Source organism: Glycomyces tenuis DSM 44171, assembly GCF_000427885.1.
Classification (GTDB): Bacteria; Actinomycetota; Actinomycetes; order Mycobacteriales; family Micromonosporaceae; genus Glycomyces; species Glycomyces tenuis.
Map to the genome: position 1 here is coordinate 44,353 of NZ_KE386602.1, position 19,894 is coordinate 64,246.

A 19,894-nucleotide genomic window follows, 5' to 3' on the forward strand; every position below is an offset into this window, starting at 1 on the left:
CACGGCGCCCGAACCCGACCGGAGTGAAGGCCGATGAACCAACGGGTCCGAGTCACCAGCCCGCAGACCCGCCTCGCGCTGCGCCGCCGCACCGACGCGATGCGGCCCCTCAACCGACGCGCCGGCCGGCCCCCCATCGCCTCCACCCCCATCGACATGGACGCCGCCGAGCGCGCCCTCAAACGCCAACGGCGCCTCGCCCTGCGCACCGTCCTCGCCCTCGGCCTCGCCCTCGCGGCCCTCCTCCTCGCCGCCGACCTCGCCAGCGGGCGCCTCGGCTGGGCCGTCCTGTTCTTCGCGCCCTATCCCGTCCTGCTCGTCCTCGCCGCCGTCCACGTGAGGCGCGCCGAACGCATCGAATCGGACTCCTGATGCTCGGCCTCGCCTCGATCAGCCTGGTCCTCGCCGCCAGCATCGTCATCGGCGTGTGGGGCGTCAAGGCCGCGCGGTCCACACCGGACTTCCTGGTCGCCTCCAGGCGCATCGTCCCCGGCTGGAACGCCCTCGCCATCGCCGGCGAGTACGTCTCGGCCGCCTCCGTCCTCGGCCTCGCCGGGCTGCTCGTCAAGAACGGCGTCGGCGCCATGTGGTACGCCGTCGGCTTCACCGCCGGCTACGTCCTCGTCGCCGCCCTCGTCGCCGGTCCCATGCGCCGCAGCGGCGCCTACACCGTCCCCGACTTCGCCGAATACCGCTTCGGCTCGCCCCGCATCAGGCGCATGTGCGGCCTCGTCGTCCTGGTCATCATGCTGCTCTACCTCATCCCGCAGTTCAAGGCCGCGGGCGTCGTCCTCGAACTGGTCAGCGGCATCCCCTACTGGATCGGCGTCGTCGGCGCCGGACTCGTCGTCGCCTCCACCATCGCCGTCGGCGGCATGCGCTCGGCCACCTACGTCCAGGCCTTCCACTACCTGCTCAAGCTCGCGTTCATCGCCGGGCCCGCCCTCGTCCTGATCTTCCTGGCCGGGCCCGAGCGCCGCGAGGCCGCGATCGACCCCCTCGAAGTCGACGACGAGTGGATGCGCCCCATGCTCGACCTGGGCGACTCCGGCCAGCCCGTCCTCGCCACCGTCTCCGTCCTCGTCGCCACCACCCTGGGCGCCATGGGGCTGCCGCACGTCGTCATGCGCTTCCACACCGTCGCCGGGGCCCGCGCCGCCCGCCGCGTCGCCGTCAGCGTCATCGTCCTGCTCAGCGCCTTCTACCTCTTCCCGGTCGTCTACGGGCTCCTCGGCCGCGTCGTCACGCCCAGCCCCTCCGAGACCGACGTCGTGCCGGTCCTCGTGCCCGGCGAGATCGCCCCCGGCGCCGTCGGCGCCGTCCTCACCGCGCTGGTCGCCGCCGGCGCCTTCGCGGCATTCCTCTCCACCTCGTCCGGGCTCCTCCTCGCCCTCGCCGGGGGCCTGTCGCACGACCTGTTCGGCGGCTCCCTGCCCCGGCTGCGACTCGGCGTGGCCGTCGGCACCGGCCTGGCCGTCGCCCTGGCGCTCCCGGCCGCCGGCGTCGACATCAACGTCCTGGTCGGCTGGGCCTTCGCGGTGGCGGCCTCCACGTTCTGCCCGCTGCTGGCCCTCGGCATCTGGTGGCGCGGCCTGACCGCCACCGGCGCCACCGTCGGCCTCCTCATCGGCGCGGGTTCCTCCACCGGCGCGGCCATGACCTCGGTGCTCATCGACATCGAACCCGGCGTCGTCTCGATCCTGCTGGCGCAGCCGGCGCTGTGGACGGTCCCGCTGGCGTTCGCCGCGATGATCCTCGCCTCGCGGCCCTCGTCCGTCCCCGAATGGGCCGACGAGGCGGTGCTGCGCCTCCACCTGCCCGGCCGCTACAGCGCTGAGATCCCGATCGCCCGCCCGCGGAAATCACTCGACGCCTCCGAGAAGACGAACTAGCCTGGTCGGCATGTTCGGAAGTCCACCGGTGAGCGCACCCTGCGTGTGCGCCGCGTTCTTCATTCGGCTGCGCGCAGAGGCCTAGGCCCTGCCGACGCACTGAACCCGCCCCCCGGCGTCTTCGACCGGGGCGTCTCATGACAGCTTCTCCGCTGCTCTCTTCGTGCCTTCGGCATGGGGTCCTAGGCGAATCAGCGTTCCCGATTCGACTACTCCACTCGGAGGACTCCCATGTCCCGCAACCGTTCCATACCGCGCGCCCGCGAAACGGCGACCCGCTCCAAGCGGAAGCGGCTCTCACAGAACTTCCTCACCGACGCCGGCACGGCCCGGATGGTCGTCCGATCCTCCGGCGTCACCCGCGACGACCTGGTGCTCGAACCCGGACCCGGCGACGGCGCGCTCACCCGCCACCTCGTCGGCACCGCCCGGCGGGTCCTCGCCTACGAGAAGGACCCCCGCTACGCCGAACGCCTGCGCCGCCGCTACGCCGGCGACGACCGGATCCGCTGCCACCACGCCGACTTCCGCGACGTCACGCCACCGCGCGAGCCGTTCGCCGTCGTCGCCAACGTGCCCTACAACGTCACCACCGACATCGTGCGCTGGTGCCTGGCCGCCCGGACCCTGAGCTCGGCCACCCTCGTGACCCAGCTCGAGTTCGCCCGCAAGCACACCGGCGACTTCGGCCGCTGGACGAAACTGGCGGTCGTCGAGTGGCCGTGGACCGCCTTCGAACTGGGCCCGCGCATCGGGCGCCGCAGCTTCCACCCGGTGCCGCGGGTCGACTCGGCGCTGCTGCACCTCAAGCGGCGCCCCGAACCGCTGCTGCCGCGATCGGCCACGGGGGAGTACCGGCGGCTGGTGGAGCTGGGCTTCACCGGCGTGGGCGGCTCCCTGGCCGCCTCACTGCGGCGGGCGCACCCGGCGAGGCGGGTCGACCGGGCCTGCGCCGCGGCGGGCGTGGCCCGGGACGCGCCGGTCGGCCTCGTGCCGCCGGACCGGTGGGCCCGCCTGTTCCTGGCCCTGCACTGAAACAGGCCCTCCGCCACCGACGCGGGTGAGGGCTGCGGCGGTGGCCGGGACGCGCTACGGTGATGGCGCCGTATCCGACACCCCTTTGGAGACTGCGATGACCGAGGCCATGTGGATCGAACTGATCCGCTTCCTGCCCACGCTCGTATGGCTCGGCTTCGGCATCGCCGCCCTCATCGTCGCCCGCCGCATCCTCACCCGCGAGGCCCACCGCATGACCAGGGTCGAGACCCCGTTCGTCTCCGTGGAGCTCGCCAGGGAGGTCATCGAGCAGGCCAGCCACACCAGGGAGGGGCACCCGGACGCCGCCCAGGCGGTGCCGGTGCCCTTCCCGCCGCTGCCGCCCCTCGGCGACCGCGCCGCCGAAGGGGCGGACGAGGAGCGCCCCGGCGGCACCGGGCTCGACGGGACGGTCTACACCCGCCCGCCCGCCGAGCTCCCGCGCGGCGGCCCCGCCTCGCCCTCGGGCACCCCGGACGGCGACCGCGCCGACGAGGACCCCGCCGAGCAGGAGGTCGCCGAAGCCGAGACCGAGGCGCAGCCGGGCGGCGAGACGCCGCCCCAACCCATGTACCCGCCGATCCCTCCGCAACGGCGCTTCCCGGTCCAGAGGACCCCGTACCCCGCCACCACCGAGCCGCCCGTGGAATCGCCCCGGACCGTCCCGATGGGCCGCCCGCCCTACCGCGCCCCGCTCCCGGACCCCGCCGCCGACACCCAGCGCGGGCTCAGGGCCGCGACCCGCCTCTCCCTCTCCACCGACCTCCTCCAGGGCGGCTCGGTCCTGTGGGTCGACGACCACCACGAGTGGAACGAGCCCCTAGTGCGGCTCTTCCGCACCGCCGGCGTCAAGGTCGACACCGTCGACTCGACCGACGAGGCCATGCACGCCATGACGATCGCGCCCTACGACCTCGTCATCTCCGACATGCGCCGCGACAACGAGCCGGCCGGCGAGTCGGCGGGCATGGCCCTGCTCGACCGCATGGTCGGCGCGGGCATCCCGACGCCCGCGATCTTCTTCAGCGGCTCGGTCAAGGCCGCCGCCTCCCTCCACCCCCGCGCCGCCACCGCCACCGGCAGCCCCGAGGAGCTGGTGAACTACGTGATCGACATCGTCGGGCAGCGCCGCCACCAGTACGGCGACGGCAAGGCGCTCCGGCTCCCCTGGGGACACCGGTGACCGCGGCCCGGAAGCCCGAGCCCACGAGCCCGCTCGCCTTCCACGAAGGACCCCCATCCGGCGGTTAAACGGTTGCCGCCGCGCCGCCGCCACGGCTACCGTGTCCGAGTGACGCTCCTGCGCGCCCCCCGGCTCCCCGTCTCCGACACCGGAACCCCGCCGCGGCTCACCCCGTGGCGCCTGTTCTGGTGGCTCGCCACCCGTCGCAAGCTCCTCGCCGCCGGCGTCTGGATCTCCGCGGTCTTCTCCCTCGGCCTCGTCCCGGTCATGCCGATCTTCCTCTCCGGCGCCGTCGACGAGGGCATCGCGCGGCACGACTGGGGCGCGCTGGCCGCCTGGGTCGGCTCGCTCGTCGCCGCCGGATCCGTCGTCGCCGTCAGCATCGTCGTCCACCACCGCATGACCGTGTGGTGGCGCCAGGACGCCTCCTACCGCGCCCAGCAGCTCACCGTCGCCAAGGTCGGCCGCCTCGGCGCCCGCCTGCGCGCCCACGCCACCACCGGCGACGTCGTCAGCGTCGGCATCACCGACATGCGCGCCATCGGCCGCTCCATCGAGGCGCTCGCCCCCACCGTCGGCTGCGCCGCCGGGATCATCGCCGTCGCCGTCCTGCTGTTCGCCACCTCCGTGTCGCTGGGCCTGACGGTCTTCATCGGCGTCACCGCCGTCGCCGTCCTCACCGGGCCGCTGCTCGGGCGCCTCCAGCGCCGCTACCGCTCCTACCGCGAACACGTCGGCGCCATCACCACCCGATCCTCCGACATCGTCGCCGGGCTCCGCGTCCTGCGCGGCGTCGGCGGCGAGGACGCCTTCAACGAGTCCTACCGCCGCGACTCCCAAGACCTCAAACGCGCCGGGCTGCGCATCGCCGCCCCCGGCGCCTGGATCGACACCCTCGCCGCCGGAGCGCCCCTCATCCTGCTCGGCGCGGTCGTGTGGCAGTCGGCCCGCCTCGCCGCCGACCACCAGATCACCGTCGGCCAGATGGTCGCCGCCTACGCCTACACCGCCGCCCTGCTCCAACCGGTCGGCTGGATCATGAGCACCGCCATGGTCCTCATGCAGGGGCACGTCGCCGCCGCGAAGATCTGCGAACTGCTCCGCCTCCCCGAACCGCCCAGGCGCACCGACACCCGCCCCGGCCCGCCCCCCGGGGCCGAGCTCGCCGACCCCGACACGGGCCTGAGCCTGCGCCCGGGCCTCACCGTCATCGCCGCCGCCGACCCCCAGTCCGCCACCGAGATGTTCGACCGGCTCGCCGGCCTCTCGCCCGCCGACGCCGTCTTCGGCGACGTGCCGGTGTCCGACATGGACCCCGTCGAGCTGCGCCGCCGCGTCCTGGTCGCCGACCACGACGCCTACCTCTACGCCGGAACCCTCGCGACCGTGCTCGCCGGAGCCACGGGGGAGCGCCGCGTCGTCGAGGCCGTCACCGCCGCCTGCGCCGACGACGTCGTCGACGCCCTTCCCGACGGCTTGAGCACCGACCTCGGCAACCAGGCGCGCACCGTCTCCGGCGGCCAGCGCCAGCGGCTGCGCCTGGCCCGCGCCCTCGCCGCGGACGCCGAGGTGCTGCTGCTTCACGAGCCGACCTCGGCGGTCGACTCCCACACCGAATCGCGCGTCGTCGAACGAGTCGCCGCCCTCCGGGCGGGCCTGACCACCGCCGTCGCCTCCACCTCCCCGCTGTGGCTCGGCCGTGCCGACACCGTCGTCTTCGTCCAGGACGGCAAGGCCAAGGCCGCCGGCGCCCACGCCGAGCTCATGGCCGCCGAACCCGACTACCGCGCCCTCGTCGCCAGGGAGCTCACATGACCACCGAACTGCCCGTCGCGGGCACCCGCGAAGTCCGCGCCGCCTACGTGTCCCTGCTCGGTGCCGAACGCCGCCGCGTCGCCCTCAGCGTCGTCCTCCACGTCGCCGCCGCGGGCGCGGGCGCCGCCGCCCCGCTGCTCATGGGCCGCATGATCGACGGCATCGCCGCCGGGGCCACCGTCGACGACATGGACCGGCTCGCCCTCGGCATGGCCGCCGCCATCGCCGCCGCGCTCATCCTCACCTGGGCGGCCGGCTACACCGTCGCCCAGGTCGGCGAGCTGCTGTCGGCGCGGCTGCGCGAGCGCTTCATCGCCCGCTGCCTCGACCTGCCGCCGCACCTGGCCGAGCAGGCCGGCTCGGGCGATCTGACGACCCGCTCCACCGTCGACGTCCCCGAGGCCGGGAGCCTCGTGCGCGACACCGCCCCGTGGGCGGCCACCGCCGTCCTCACCTCCCTCGTCTACGTGATCGCCATGGCCTGGGTCAGCCCGGTCCTGGCCCTGTGCATCCTGCTCGCCGCGCCCCCGATCGCCGTCGGCGCCCGCTGGTACCTCAAGCGCGCCCGCGACGGCTACCTGACCGAGCGCCGCGCCGAGTCCGGCATGGGCGACGCCCTGGCCGCGACCGCCGACGGCGCCCGCACCGCCGAGCTGCACGGGCTCGAGCCGCGGCGCCGCCGCGCCACCGACGGCGCCGTCTCCCGCCACTGGAAGGCCACCCGGTACACGCTCTACCTGCGCAGCATGTACTTCCTGACCCTCGAAAGCTCCTATGTGCTGCCCACCGCCGGGGTCCTCGTGCTCGGCGCGGCCATGTACTTCGGCGACGCGATCACCATCGGCGCGGTCTCCTCCTGCGCGGTCCTGTCCCGCCAGGCGATCGCCCCGCTCAACAACCTGCTGATGATGGTCGAACGCGTCCAGCGCGGCTTCGCCTCGCTCGCCCGCGTCGAAGGCGTCGGCCAGGGCCTCGGCGACGAGTCCCCCGGCGCCGCGGCCGAACCGCTCGGCGGCGACGTCGCCCTGCGCGACGTCCGCTTCGCCTACCCGAGCGGCGGCGACGTCCTCCACGGCGTCAGCCTCGCCGTGCCGGCCGGCGAACGCCTCGCCGTCGTCGGCCCCTCCGGCGCGGGCAAGTCCACGCTCGCGCGGCTCATCGCCGGCATCGACCCGCCCCGCGCCGGGACGGTCGAACTCGGCGGCGCCGACATCGCCGCCATGCCCCTGGACCGCCGCCGCGGCCACGTCACGCTCGTCACCCAAGAGCACCACGTGTTCACCGCGACCCTCCGCGAGAACCTCGCCCTCGCCAAGCCCGGCGCCACCGACGCCGAACTCGAATCGGCCCTCGCCGCCGTCGGCGCCCACTGGGCCCTGGCCCTGCCCGAAGGGCTCGAGACACCGCTCGGAGGCACCGCCGACGCCCTCGACGCCGCCTCGGCCCAGCAGATCGCGCTCGCCCGCATCATCCTCGCCGACCCCGAGGTCGTCATCCTCGACGAGGCCACCGCCATGCTCGACCCGCGCGCCGCCCGCGACACCGAACGCGCGCTCGCCGCCGTCCTCGACGGCCGCACTGTGATAGGCATCGCCCACCGGCTCCACACCGCGCACGACGCCGACCGCATCGCCGTCGTCGACGACGGCCGCGTCACCGAGCTCGGCAGCCACGATGAGCTGCTCGCACGCGACGGCACCTACGCCCGGCTCTGGAAGGGATGGAACGGCACCGCCGACTCCGACCGCGGCTTAATCGTTTGCCCGATGTCGGAGGGCTACTTTACGGTCGTCAAGTGAGGTTCCTCCGCGCTCCCGAACTGCCGCTGGACGACCCCGTCGCGCCCGACGGCCGGTCGGGCACCGGTGCACCCGCACCGCCCACCACGCCGTGGAAGTTCCTGCTCTGGCTGGCCACCCGCCGCAAGAGACTCGCGGCCGCCGCCCTGATCACCTCCGGCATCGCCCTCGGCGGCCTGCCGGTCCTGCCCTACTTCCTGACCGGCGCGGTCGACCACGGCCTCGCCCAACGGGACTGGAGCGCGCTCACCCTCTGGAGCCTCGGCCTGGTCCTCGCCGGCTTCGCCAGCGCCGCCATGATCGTCTGGTCCCACCGCCTGACCGTCTACTGGCGCATGGACGCCGCCTACCGGACCCTCCAGCTCTCCACCCGCAAGGTCAACCGCCTCGGCGGCGGCCTGCGCCGCCAGGTCACCACCGGCCAGGTCGTCAGCGTCGGCGCCACCGACCTGCGCCGCATCGCCGAGGCCGTCGACGGCCTCTCCCCGGCGTTCGGCTGCCTCGTCGGCCTGATCACCGTCGGCGTCCTGCTGTTCAACACCTCCGTCTCGCTGGGCCTGACCATCTTCATCGGCGTGTTCCTCGTCGGCCTGATCACCGGGCCGGTGCTCAGCCGCCTCCAGAAGCGCCAGCAGGCCTACCGCGACCGCATCGGCGACATCACCGACCGCGCCTCCGACATCGTCGCCGGGCTCCGCGTCCTGCGCGGCATCGGCGGCGAGCGCCGCTTCAGCGACTCCTACCGCCGCGATTCCGCGCGGCTGCGCGGGGCCGGCTACCGCGTCGCCCCACCCATGGCCTGGCTCAACGCCCTCGGCGAAGGCACCCCCGCGATCCTCCTCGGCGTCGTCGTGTGGCTGTCGGGCCGCCTGGTCGCCGCCGAGGAGATCACCGTCGGCCAGATGGTCGCCGCCTACGGCTACACCGGTGCGCTGCTGCTGCCCGTCCACTGGCTCATCGGCACCTCCTACCGCATCATCGAGGGCCGCGTCGCCAGCGGCAAGATCTGCGCCCTGCTCAACGTGCCCGAACGGGACGCCGTCGCCGAGCCGCGGCCCGGCCCGCACACCGGTGCCGCGCTGCGGGACCCCGAGTCCGGCCTGACCGTCGAAGGCGGCGAGCTGCTCGCCGTCGCCTCCGCCGACGCCGACCGCGTCGCCGAGGTCTTCGACCGCTTCGCCGCCTACACCGACGGCGAGGCCGACTTCGGGGCCGTGCCGGTGTCCCGGATGGACCGCGACGAGCTGCGCCGTCGCGTCCTGGTCGCCGACCACGACGCCTACCTGTTCGCCGGGACCCTCGCCGAGGTCATCGCCGGGCGCGAGGGCGCGGACCGCGTCCGGGCGGCCGTCGAGGCCGCCAGCGCCGCCGACGTCGTCGACTCCCTGCCCGAAGGGCTCGACACCGAAGTGGACAACCAGGTCCGCACCCTCTCCGGCGGCCAGCGCCAGCGGCTGCGCCTGGCCCGCGCCCTCGCCGCCGACCCCGAGGTGCTGCTGCTCCACGAGCCGACCTCGGCGGTCGACTCCCACACCGAGTCCCGCATCGTCGAGCGCGTCGCCGCCGCCCGCGCAGGGAAGGCCACCGCCGTGGCCACCACCTCGCCGCTGTGGCTCGGCCGCGCCGACAAGGTCGCGTTCGTCCGCGACGGCAAGGTGGTCGCCGCCGGCCCGCACCTGGAGCTGTTCGAGAACCGGCCCGACTACCGCGCCCTCGTCACCAGGGAGGCCGAATGAGCACCGAGATGAGCACTCCCGCAGCGAAGACCGGCCAACTGCCCGTCGCCGATCGCGCCGACGTCCGCCGCGCCTTCGCCGTGCTGCTGCTGTCCGAGAAGCGCCGCGTCGCCTTCGCGATCGGCCTGCACCTGGTCGCCGCGGTCGCCGCCGCCGTCGCGCCGATGCTGCTGGGGGAGATGATCGACGACCTCGCCGCGGGCGGCAGCGCCTCCGGCGTCGACCGGCTCGCCATCGGCATCGCCGCCGCCGTCGTGGCCGTCGTCGTCTTCACCTGGGCCGGCACCTTCGTGTCCCACCGGCTGGGGGAGCGGCTCTCGGCGACCATGCGCGAGCAGTTCGTCGACCGCAGCCTCAGACTGCCGATGCCCGTGGTGGAGCAGGCCGGGTCCGGCGACCTGATGACCCGCTCCTCGGCCGACGTGCCCGAGGCCGGCGGCCTGTTCCGCGACGGCGTCCCGCAGGTGACCGTCTCGGTGCTGAAGGTCCTGGTCTTCCTCGGCGCGATGCTGTGGGTCAGCCCCCTGCTGGGGCTGTGCATGCTCGTGGCCGTCCCGCCGATCACCGTCGGCACCCGCTGGTACCTCAAGCGCGCCCGCGACGGCTACCTCCGTGAACGCGAAGCCGAATCGAGCATCGGCGACACCATCGGCGCCTCGGCCGACGGCGCCCGCACCACCGAGGCGTACCGGCTCGAGGACCGGCGCCGCCGCGCCGGCGACGCGACGGTCGCCGGCCACTGGAGCGCCGTCCGCTACACCCTGTTCCTGCGCAGCGTGTTCTTCCCGTTCCTCGACGGCACCTACGCCCTGCCGACGGCCGCAGTGCTGCTCGTCGGCGGCGCGTTCTACTTCAACGGCTCGGTCAGCCTCGGCATGGTCGCCAGCTGCGCGGTGCTCACCCGCCAGATCATGTTCCCGCTCGACCACATCCTGATGTGGGTCGAGCGCGTCCAGCGCGGCTTCGCCGCCCTGGCCCGCGTCGAAGGCGTCGCCGAAGCCGAGAGCACCGACGCGGGCGCGACCGCCGAACGGCCCGTCGACGGGACGGTCGAGCTGCGGGAGGTGCGCTTCGCGTACCCGACCGGCGGCGACGTCCTCCACGGTGTGAGCCTGACGGTTCCGGCCGGGCAGCGGCTCGCGGTCGTCGGCCCCTCCGGCGCCGGGAAGTCCACGCTCGCCCGGCTCGTCTCGGGTGCCGACGTGCCCCGCGGCGGCTCCGTGACCATCGGCGGGGTCGAGGTGGCGGCCCTGCCGCTCGACGAGCGCCGCAAGCGCGTCACCCTGGTCACGCAGGAGCACCACGTGTTCAACGCGACCCTGCGCGACAACCTGATCCTCGCCAAGGCCGAGGCGGGCGACGAGGAGCTCGAGGCCGCGCTGGCCGCCGTCGGCGCCGACTGGGTCTTCGACCTGCCCGACGGGCTCGACACCGGCCTGGGCGGCACCGCCAGAGAGCTCGACGCGGCTTCGGCCCAGCAGATCGCCCTGGCCAGGATCATCCTGGCCGACCCCGACGTGGTGATCCTCGACGAGGCCACCGCGATGCTCGACCCGCGGGCGGCCCGCGACACCGAGCGCGCCCTGGGGGCGGTCCTGGAGGGCCGCACCGTCATCGCGATCGCGCACCGGCTCCACACCGCGCACGACGCCGACCGCATCGCCGTCGTCGAGGACGGCCTGGTGGCCGAGCTGGGCGACCACGACGAGCTCATCGCCCGCGACGGCCACTACGCCGACCTCTGGAGGGCCTGGCACGGCGAGCTTGCGAGCCGTAAGTGAGCGCAGCACGGTGGGCTTGTGAGCCGTAAGTGAGCGCAGCACGGTGGGCTCGCGAGCGTAAGTCAGCTCAGCACGGTGGGCTTGCGAGCGTAAGTCAGCTCGGCACGGCGAGTTCACGAGCCGCAGATGAACCGGCCCCGAAACGAAATCGGGCCCCGGGCTTTCGCCCGGGGCCCGTCACTGGCTCGAGAACACCACCACAAGTCGGAACACCCACCGACTCGTTATTAGCAAGGAAACAGAAAGGAAACCAGGAAACCCGTTCCGAACCAGTGATAGCAATCATAGACCACGATCGGCTCATTTTGAAGGGGCCTCTGGTCTCCGTTTCACCATGCGGTCTCCGCGCTGGTCGCGGGCCTGAAGCGATCGAGCCCGGCGCTGGCGCGCGGCAGCGCTCCGACCGTTGCACCCCAACGGGACCCGTGCCCTTCACGCGGACGTTCCCCATGCCGTACCAAGCGGTAACAATTTCACAACGCGAGTTGCGCACGCCACATTTCCACGGCCCCATCCGGTGAGCGCGACACCACATAGTGTGCGAATCGCAACGAAACGCCCGCGCCGAGAAGGCCTCTCGCAGCCCACCCGCCCCACCGATCCCAGAAGGCGCCGCGACACGACCTCCTCCCCGGCCGCGCCCGCCCCGCCGCCGCCCGCCGGCCGAGGCGCCGCACGACGCACCGGATTCGCCGCAGGGCCGCCGACCGCACCCGCGGCGCACGACCTAGACTCGATAGGTCTTCCCGCAGCTAGAAACCGTTAGGAAACATCTGTCGTGAGTACGATTTCACGCGAGGAAGTCGCGCACCTGGCGCGGCTGGCCCGCCTCGAAGTCACCGACGACGAGCTCGACGCCTTCGCCGGGCAGCTCGACGTCATCCTCGAATCGATGAAGACCCTCGGCGAGGTCGACACCGACGGCGTCCAGCCGACCTCGCACGCGGTGCCGCTGGTGAACGTGTTCCGGGAAGACCGGCCCCAGCCCTCGCTGCCCCGCGACGCCGTCCTCGCGGGCGGCCCCGACACCGCCGAGGACCGCTTCCGCGTCCCCCGCATCCTGGACGAGGAGGCCTAGCCCGTGAGCGACCGCATCATCGACAAGTACGCCGTCGAGCTCGCCGCCGACATCCGCGAAGGCCGCCTGTCCGCCGTCGAGGTCACCACCGCGTTCCTCGACCGCATCGCCGCCGTCGACGGCACCGTCAAGGCGTTCCTCCACGTCGACCGCGAAGGCGCGCTCGCCACCGCGGCCGAGGTCGACGCCGCCCGCGCCGCGGGCGAGGAGCTCGGCCCGCTCGCCGGAGTCCCCATCGCCGTCAAGGACGTCGTGGTCACCAAGGGCCTGCCCACCACGGCCGCCTCCAAGATCCTCGAAGGCTGGATCCCGCCCTACGACGCGACCATCGTCGAGCGCCTCAAGGCCGCGAAGATGCCGATCCTCGGCAAGACCAACCTCGACGAGTTCGCCATGGGCTCCTCGACCGAGTACTCGGCCTACCAGCAGACCGCCAACCCCTGGGACACCGGGCGCATCCCCGGCGGCTCCGGCGGCGGCTCCGCCGCCGCGGTCGCCGCGAAGATGGCCCCGCTCGCCATCGGCACCGACACCGGCGGCTCCATCCGCCAGCCCGGAGCCGTCACCGGCACCTTCGGCGGCAAGCCCACCTACGGCTCGAACTCCCGCTACGGGCTCATCGCGTTCTCCTCCTCGCTCGACACGCCCGGTCCGGTGTCCCGCACCGCCGTCGACGGCGCGCTGCTGCACGAGGTCATCTCAGGGCACGACCCGCGCGACTCGACCTCCATCGACGCGCCCGTCCCGCCGGTCTTCGAGGCCGCCAGGCTCGGCGCCAGAGGAGACCTCTCGGGCGTCAAGCTCGGCGTCGTCAAAGAGTTCGCCGAAGGCACCGACGCGGCCGAGCCCGGCGTCGTCGCCGCCTACGAAGCCGGCGTGGAGCAGCTCGTGAAGCTCGGCGCGGAGATCATCGAGGTCTCCTGCCCTTCCTTCACCTACGCGCTGCCGACCTACTACCTCATCGCCCCCTCCGAGGCCTCCTCGAACCTCGCCCGCTACGACGGCGTCCGCTACGGCCTCCGCACCGGCGACGACGGCGAGCGCGGCCTCGAGGAGGTCATGAGCCTGACCCGCGAGGCCGGCTTCGGCCCGGAGGTCAAGCGCCGCATCATCCTCGGCACCTACGCGCTCTCCGCCGGGTACGTGGACGCGTTCTACGGCAAGGCCCAGAAGGTCCGCACCCTCATCAAGCAGGACTTCGAGAAGGCCTTCGAGCAGGTCGACGCCCTCATCAGCCCGACCACGCCGTTCACCGCCTTCAAGTTCGGCGAGCGCACCGGCGACCCGTACCAGATGTACCTGGCCGACCTCTACACCATCCCGTCCAACCTCTACGGCGGACCGGGTGTCTCGGTCCCGGTCGGGCTCTCCGAAGGCATGCCCGTCGGACTCCAGGTCATGGGGCCTGTCATGGGCGACGACATCACCTACCGCGTCGCGGCGGCCCTCGAAACCACGCAGGAGCCCCTGCTGGCCGACACCGCGCCCGACATCCATGCAAATGTACGCTTCACTTCGTTCAGCGAGGGTGGGAAGTAGCCGAGATGACGAAACTCAACACCTACGAGGCGGCCCTCGCCGCCTACGAGCCCGTCCTCGGCCTCGAGACCCACATCGAGCTCGACACGGCCACGAAGATGTTCTGCGGCTGCGCGACGACGTTCGGCGCCGAGCCCAACGCACAGGTCTGCCCGGTCTGCCTGGCCCTGCCCGGCGCGCTGCCGGTCGCCAACAAGGCCGCCGTCGAGGCCACCATGAAGATCGGCCTGGCCCTGAACTGCCGCATCGCCGAGTGGACCCGCTTCGCCCGGAAGAACTACTTCTACCCGGACATGCCGAAGAACTTCCAGACCAGCCAGTACGAGGAGCCGCTCTGCGAGGACGGCTACGTCGACGTCGTCGTCGACGGCGAGTCCTACCGCGTCGAGATCGAACGCGTCCACCTCGAAGAGGACACCGGCAAGACCCTCCACGTCGGCGGCGCCACCGGGCGCATCCACGGCGCCACCGAGTCCCTGGTCGACTACAACCGGGCCGGGATCCCCCTGGTCGAGATCGTCACCAAGCCCGTCCCGGGCACCGGCGCGCTCGCCCCCGAGGTCGCGCGCGCCTACGCCACCGAGCTGCGCGACATCGTCCGCTCCCTGGGCGTCTCCGACGTCCGCATGGAGCAGGGGTCCATGCGCTGCGACGTCAACGTCTCCCTGAACCGGCCCGGCGACGAGTGGGGCACGCGCACCGAGACCAAGAACGTCAACTCGCTGCGCAGCGTCGAACGCGCCGTGCGCTACGAGATCCGCCGCCAGTCCGCGCTGCTGGACTCCGGCGACAAGATCCTCCAGGAGACCCGCCACTTCCACGAGACCACCGGCGAGACCAGCCCGGGACGATCCAAAGAGGAGGCCACCGACTACCGGTACTTCCCCGAGCCCGACCTGGCCGTCATGGAGCCTTCGAAGGAGTGGGTCGAAGCGCTGCGCGCGAGCCTGCCCGAGCCGCCCCGCAAGCGCCGCGAGCGACTCCAGGCCGACTGGGGCCTGGGGGACAAGGAGATGCAGTCGGTGGTCAACGCCGACGCCGTGGAGCTCATCGAGGCCACCATCGCCGCCGGCGCCGGCGCGTCCGGCGCCGTCAAGTGGTGGCTCGGCGAACTCTCACGGCGCGCCAACGAGACCGGCGCCGAACTCGGAGCCCTGGCCATCACCCCGGCCCAGGTCGCCGAGCTCCAGGGCATGGTCGAGGACGGCCGGCTCAACGACAAGCTCGCCCGCCAGGTCATCGACGGCGTCCTCGCCGGCGAAGGCGGCCCGGCCGAGGTCGCCGCCGCCCGCGGCCTGGAGGTCGTCTCCGACACCGGCGCGCTCGAGGCCGCCGTCGACGAGGCGATCGCCGCCAACCCCGCTGTGGCCGAGAAGATCCGCGGCGGCAAGCACGCCGCCGCCGGCGCCCTCATCGGCGCGGTCATGAAGGCCACCAAGGGACAGGCCGACGCCGGGACGGTCCGCCAGATCATCCTGGACAAGCTCTCCTAGCCGCACCCGAGCACGCGAACGGCGCCGGTCCCGAGTCGAGAGGTCGGCGCCGTTCGTCATCCGTTGGTGTGAGCCGCGATTCCCCGATGTGTCGAATCCGGATGTCGTCCACGCGGCCTTGCTACGCTGGACCGGTCGGCACCGCCGCGTTCGGGGTGCGCCGGCTTCACCGCTGAGGGCCCGTCCGCGGCCCCGAGCATCGCCGAGACGGCGAACGGCCAGAGGAGGTGAGAGTCAAATGGGCGATGATCCCAGTTCTAGTCGAGATACGAACGTTTTTTCCCATTTTGCTTCCACCGTGCTCTGTGTCCGGTCTACAGCGAGGCGTGCCGCCTGATCCTGTGATCGAGCGCTGAGAGCGCGGCCGTCTCTCGTGCTAGGAGGTGGTCCCGGTGCCGAACCAGACCATCCAACCCATTTCCCCCGCGGCCATGGACTCCCTCGCCGCACTCCGCGCCGACCTCGCCGAGGCCTCGGTCGTCGAACTCGCCGAAGAGCTCCCGCGCATGGAACTGGCCGACCAGGCCGTGCGTTTCCGCCTGCTCCCCAAGGACCGCGCGCTGGCCGTCTTCGAAGAGCTCGACACCGTCCACCAGCAGGAACTGCTCGACGCGCTCAAGACCGAGACCGTCCGCGACCTGCTCGACTCCATGGAGGCCGACGACCGGGCGAAGCTCTTCGACGAGATGCCCGCCGTCGTCGCCACCCGCCTCCAAGAGCAGCTGAGTCCGGCCGAGCGCCGCTCGACCGCGCAGCTGCTCGGCTACGACCCCGAGTCGGCCGGGCGCATCATGACCCCCGACTACGTGTCGCTGCGGGCCTCCATGAACGCCGCCGCGGCGATCGAACGCATCCGCCACCTGCGCTCGCGCCCCCGGCATCTGGACATCCTGCCGGTCACCGACGGGCACCGCAAGCTCATCGGCACCGTCGCCCTGCCCGACCTGGTCGCCGCCGACCCCGACGCGATCGTCGCCGACCTCATGGCCGAGGACCACCACGTGGTCGTCACCGACACCGACCAGGAGGAGGCCGCGCGCCTCGTCCAGGAGGCCAACCTGGCCGCGCTGCCCGTCGTCGACCACGAGGACCGGCTCGTCGGGCTCATCACCTTCGACGACGCGATGGAGATCCTCGAAGCCGAGGACACCGAGGACGCCGCCCGGTACGGCTCGGCCGAGCCGCTGGAGCGGCCCTACCTGTCGGCGGGCGTGTTCATGCTCGCCCGCAAGCGCGCGTTCTGGCTGCTCATCCTCGCCATCGCCGGGACGCTCACCGTCTCGGTCCTCGACCACTACGAGGCCGAGCTGAGCAACGCGACCGTCCTGGCCCTGTTCGTCCCGCTGCTGACCGGCGCGGGCGGCAACTCGGGCTCGCAGGCCTCGGCGATGATCATCCGCGCCATGGCGGTCGGCGAGGTCCGCTTCTCGGACTTCTTCAAGATCGTCTGGCGCGAGGGCCGTGTCGGGATCCTGCTCGGCGCGATGCTCGGCCTCATCGGCGGCCCGGTCGTCGGCTTCATGTACGGGCCGAAGATCGGCGTCATCATCGCGGTGACCCTGCTGCTGATCTGCACCTGGTCGACACTGGCCGGCTCGTTCCTGCCGCTCGTCGCCAAGAAGGTCGGCGTCGACCCGGCCGTGGTCTCGGCGCCGATGATCTCGACCCTGTGCGACGCGACGGGCCTGATCATCTACTTCTCGATCGCGACGCTGGTGCTCGGCCCGATGATGTGAGCCCTGGCGGGCGCCGCCGGGGCGCTCAGTCCCCCGGCGGCGTAGGCGAGGCGGTGGCCCCGTCCTCGAGCTCGGCCGCCTGCTCGTCGACGGGGATGACGGTGCGCTCCAGCGTGATGTCGGATTCGCCGACGGTGCCGACCGAGATCGAGTCGTACGCCGTCAGCGCCTTGGTGTCGGGGTCGAAGTAGAGCACGTCGAGCTCCATCTTCAGCGGCTCCTCGGTGTCGAAGAGCCGCAGCCCGGACGCGCCGGTCGAGCCCTCGACCATGAGCGTCGTCCCCTCGCCGAGGTCCTGGACGGCCCGCTCGTGCGTGTGCCCGGCCAGCACCAGCGGCACGACGCCGGTGAGCGGCAGCGACATCGGCGGCTCGTGGACCATCGCCACGTCGGCCCCGCCGGCGTCCTCGATCGCCTCTCTGAGCCGCTCGCCGGACTGCGTCAGCATCTGCTGGGCGTACTCGCTGGACGGCTGGTTGCCCTTGTCGGGGGTGAAGCGCGGATCCGCGACGCCGGCGAACCGGAGCCCTTCGACCTCCTGCACCTCGCCGTCCAGGATCACCACGTTGTCGTAGGCGGCGAGCGCCGCGACCGTGGTCGCCGAGTCGTGGTTGCCCTTGACGAACACGTACGGCACGCTGATCTGGGCGACCCCGCGCGAGAAGATGTCGGCCTCCTGCTCAGAGCCCCAGTCGTTCATGTCGCCGGTGTCGGCGACGACGTCGATGTTGAACTGCTCGACGATCGTCTCCATGAGATGCCAGGACGAGGGGTTGAGGTGGAGGTCGGAGACGTGCATGACCCGGATCGTGTCGTCGTCGACGCCGATCTGCGGCATGTTCGTGGCGAGCGCGTAGAACCCGGAGATGTTCGTGACGAACTTCTGGAGGTTCGCGACGTACTCCTCGTAGTTCTCGGCGATGTCCTCGGCGTCGCCGACCACCGAAGGGGCGTAGGACAGCAGGCCCTCGTAGCGCGGCTGCGAGATCGACTCCGGCTGGAGCGTCGAGGCGGCGTAGCCCATGAGCGCGGCGGTCATCGACAGCGACGCCAGCCCCGTCAGCAGGGTGCGCCGCATGGTGCGGAAGGTGAGCGCGCCGACGAGCAGCCCGCACAGCGTCACGATCGCCAGCGCCTCGACGGCGACGCGCACCACCGCGTCGGTGACCTCGGAGGCCAGGTTCTCGGAGGCGGTGGTGACCCCGTCGGGGGTGTTGATGATGGCCTGGGCCTCTTCGGGGTCGACCGAGTCCAGACGCAGGTTCATCCCGATGGGGCCGTCGTGGCTGTCGAAGACCACCTGCCCCAGCGGCGGGACGGTCACGATCGTCTCGCCGTGGATGTCGGGGTGCAGCGCCATGGTCGTGTGGAACGGCCCGATGTGGGCGCTCGTGTCGCCCACCAGGATCAGCCCGCCCGCGGCCGCGGCGGTGCCGACGACGAGGACCGCCGCGGCGGTCGCGAGGCGCCGCGCGGCCCGGGAGGCCCGCAGGCGCCGCCACCGCGATCGCGTCGCCCGCCCGGCACGGCCCACGCCTCGCCCCATCGCCTGCGCGCCGCGGCGGACGGGGCGGGCGGCGGACTTCAGACGCTGGGTGACCGAGACGTGCCGGTCGGGCATAAGACTCTTCCTTCGACGGCGTATGAGGTGGAGAACCGGAGGACGCGGTCGTCGGCCTCGTCGATGACGCATCCGCTGGCCTCTTCGCAGCGGTCGTCGCGGTTCGACGTGGTGACCCACAGCATCCCGTCGGGGCCCATGGCGATCGATCGTAGCCGACCGAACTCGTTCACGAGGGTGGCTTGCGGCTCGCCGACGAGCTCGCCGTTCTCGTCGAACTCGACGATCCACAGCCGCTGGCCGCGCAGGCACGCGGTGATGAGGGTCTGCTCGACGAAGACCGCGTCGGCGCAGGAGGACTCGAACGGCTCCCAGGTGACCACCGGATCGATGTAGTCGGGTTCGCCGCCGGGACCCTCGTACAGCGGCCAGCCGTAGTTGCCGCCGGCCTCGATGCGGTTGATCTCGTCGGCGAGGTCGTCGCCGAACTCGGTGGCGTACAAGTCGCCCGATCCGTTCCAGGCCAGCCCTTCGACGTTGCGGTGGCCCATGGAGTAGACCGGCGAGGCGGGGTCGGGGTTGTCCGGCGCGGGCTCGCCGGAGGTGTCGAGGCGCAGGATCTTGCCGCCGAGGGAGTCCTCGTTCTGGGCGTGGTCGCCGTTGCCGGCGTCGCCGGTGGCGGCCCACAGGTAGCCGTCGGGGCCGAAGGCGAGCGCGCCGCCGTTGTGGTTGGAGGCCGTGGGGATCCCGGTGAGGATCGGCTCCGGAGCCGCGTCGGAGGAGAGGTCGAGCGTGGCGATCCGGTTGTCCTCCTCGGTGGTGTAGTAGAGGAAGAGCGTCGAGTCCTGCTCGAAGTCGGGGGAGACGGCCAGGCCGAGCAGGCCGCCCTCGCCGTTCGCGTCGACCTCGACGGTGCCGATCTCCTCGGGGGCGGCGGGGGTGCCGTCCTCGCCGATGGCGATCGAGAGGATCCGGCCCGATTCGCGCTCGCCGACGACGGCGGTGCCGTCGGGCAGGAACGCCAGGCCCCACGGCACTTCGAGGCCCTCGGCGACGACGTCCATGAACGTCGCGGGCTCCTCGGGCGGGCCCCCCGAGGGCGTGGGCAGGTTCGGCGGCTCGCCCCCCTCCGGCTCGGGCGGCTCACCGAAGGAGCACGAAGCGAGCGTGAACATGACCGCGGCCGTCACAGCCGCCGATACCGATCGGCGCATGGCCCCAGCCTATAGGCGGCGCCTGACGGCTC

14 protein-coding genes are annotated in these 19,894 nt (G+C 72.5%); 12 read left to right on the forward strand and 2 right to left on the reverse strand.

The window, feature by feature from the left end; all coding sequences use genetic code 11:
* The first annotated feature begins 33 nt into the window (after positions 1–33).
* The 12 genes from YWW_RS33290 to mgtE all read left to right on the forward strand — a co-directional run bounded on the left by YWW_RS33290 (position 34) and on the right by mgtE (position 17,087).
* Positions 34–372, forward strand: coding sequence for a hypothetical protein (locus tag YWW_RS33290; protein WP_051326352.1), 339 nt, complete (start codon positions 34–36; stop codon positions 370–372).
* Positions 372–1,892, forward strand: coding sequence for a sodium/solute symporter (locus tag YWW_RS33295; RefSeq protein ID WP_035700579.1), 1,521 nt, complete (start codon positions 372–374; stop codon positions 1,890–1,892). The genes YWW_RS33290 and YWW_RS33295 overlap by 1 nt, the downstream gene beginning before the upstream one ends.
* Positions 1,893–2,123: 231 nt before the next feature.
* Positions 2,124–2,927, forward strand: a complete 804-nt coding sequence (erm, locus tag YWW_RS0126355) for a 23S ribosomal RNA methyltransferase Erm (protein ID WP_026932416.1) — start codon at positions 2,124–2,126, stop codon at positions 2,925–2,927.
* A gap of 97 nt (positions 2,928–3,024) precedes the next feature.
* Positions 3,025–4,110 (forward strand): response regulator, encoded by a 1,086-nt coding sequence (locus tag YWW_RS34615; RefSeq protein ID WP_051326353.1) that lies wholly within the window; start codon positions 3,025–3,027, stop codon positions 4,108–4,110.
* Positions 4,111–4,218: 108 nt separating this feature from the next.
* A complete protein-coding gene (locus YWW_RS37905; RefSeq protein WP_081687800.1) occupies positions 4,219–5,925 on the forward strand; it encodes an ABC transporter transmembrane domain-containing protein in 1,707 nt (568 codons plus the stop codon).
* Positions 5,922–7,724, forward strand: a complete 1,803-nt coding sequence (locus YWW_RS33305) for an ABC transporter ATP-binding protein (protein WP_051326355.1) — start codon at positions 5,922–5,924, stop codon at positions 7,722–7,724. Before YWW_RS37905 ends, YWW_RS33305 begins: the two co-directional genes overlap by 4 nt.
* Positions 7,721–9,460: an ABC transporter transmembrane domain-containing protein gene (locus YWW_RS33310; protein WP_162146011.1), complete on the forward strand. Its 1,740-nt coding sequence runs from the start codon at positions 7,721–7,723 to the stop codon at positions 9,458–9,460. The genes YWW_RS33305 and YWW_RS33310 overlap by 4 nt, the downstream gene beginning before the upstream one ends.
* A gap of 8 nt (positions 9,461–9,468) precedes the next feature.
* Entirely contained in the window at positions 9,469–11,241 is a 1,773-nt protein-coding gene (locus YWW_RS0126380) for an ABC transporter ATP-binding protein (protein WP_026932418.1), read from the forward strand.
* Between the two features lie 778 nt (positions 11,242–12,019).
* Positions 12,020–12,319, forward strand: coding sequence for an Asp-tRNA(Asn)/Glu-tRNA(Gln) amidotransferase subunit GatC (gatC, locus tag YWW_RS0126385; protein ID WP_026932419.1), 300 nt, complete (start codon positions 12,020–12,022; stop codon positions 12,317–12,319).
* Between the two features lie 15 nt (positions 12,320–12,334).
* Positions 12,335–13,858, forward strand: a complete 1,524-nt coding sequence (gene gatA, locus YWW_RS33315; RefSeq protein WP_342673598.1) for an Asp-tRNA(Asn)/Glu-tRNA(Gln) amidotransferase subunit GatA — start codon at positions 12,335–12,337, stop codon at positions 13,856–13,858.
* Positions 13,859–13,863: 5 nt separating this feature from the next.
* Positions 13,864–15,351 (forward strand): Asp-tRNA(Asn)/Glu-tRNA(Gln) amidotransferase subunit GatB, encoded by a 1,488-nt coding sequence (gene gatB / locus YWW_RS0126395; protein ID WP_026932420.1) that lies wholly within the window; start codon positions 13,864–13,866, stop codon positions 15,349–15,351.
* 392 nt (positions 15,352–15,743) lie between these two features.
* A complete protein-coding gene (gene mgtE, locus YWW_RS0126400; RefSeq protein ID WP_211228710.1) occupies positions 15,744–17,087 on the forward strand; it encodes a magnesium transporter in 1,344 nt (447 codons plus the stop codon).
* Positions 17,088–17,112: 25 nt separating this feature from the next.
* Here the strand turns inward: mgtE and YWW_RS33320 are convergent, their stop codons facing one another.
* Together YWW_RS33320 and YWW_RS33325 are read right to left on the reverse strand one after the other, a co-directional pair.
* Positions 17,113–18,708, reverse strand: a complete 1,596-nt coding sequence (locus YWW_RS33320) for a metallophosphoesterase family protein (RefSeq protein ID WP_051326357.1) — start codon at positions 18,706–18,708, stop codon at positions 17,113–17,115.
* Complete coding sequence (locus YWW_RS33325) at positions 18,672–19,862, reverse strand: PQQ-dependent sugar dehydrogenase (RefSeq protein ID WP_081687802.1); 1,191 nt, start codon at positions 19,860–19,862, stop codon at positions 18,672–18,674. Before YWW_RS33325 ends, YWW_RS33320 begins: the two co-directional genes overlap by 37 nt.
* Positions 19,863–19,894: the final 32 nt, after the last annotated feature.

Bases quoted from the DNA above. Each gene is read 5' to 3' on its own strand.
- YWW_RS33290 (WP_051326352.1), top strand. From the start codon at position 34: ATGAACCAACGGGTCCGAGTCACCAGCCCGCAGACCCGCCTCGCGCTG.
- YWW_RS33295 (WP_035700579.1), top strand. From the start codon at position 372: ATGCTCGGCCTCGCCTCGATCAGCCTGGTCCTCGCCGCCAGCATCGTC.
- erm (WP_026932416.1), top strand. From the start codon at position 2,124: ATGTCCCGCAACCGTTCCATACCGCGCGCCCGCGAAACGGCGACCCGC.
- YWW_RS34615 (WP_051326353.1), top strand. From the start codon at position 3,025: ATGACCGAGGCCATGTGGATCGAACTGATCCGCTTCCTGCCCACGCTC.
- YWW_RS33305 (WP_051326355.1), top strand. From the start codon at position 5,922: ATGACCACCGAACTGCCCGTCGCGGGCACCCGCGAAGTCCGCGCCGCC.
- YWW_RS0126380 (WP_026932418.1), top strand. From the start codon at position 9,469: ATGAGCACTCCCGCAGCGAAGACCGGCCAACTGCCCGTCGCCGATCGC.
- gatB (WP_026932420.1), top strand. From the start codon at position 13,864: ATGACGAAACTCAACACCTACGAGGCGGCCCTCGCCGCCTACGAGCCC.
- YWW_RS33320 (WP_051326357.1), bottom strand. From the start codon at position 18,708: ATGCCCGACCGGCACGTCTCGGTCACCCAGCGTCTGAAGTCCGCCGCC.
- YWW_RS33325 (WP_081687802.1), bottom strand. From the start codon at position 19,862: ATGCGCCGATCGGTATCGGCGGCTGTGACGGCCGCGGTCATGTTCACG.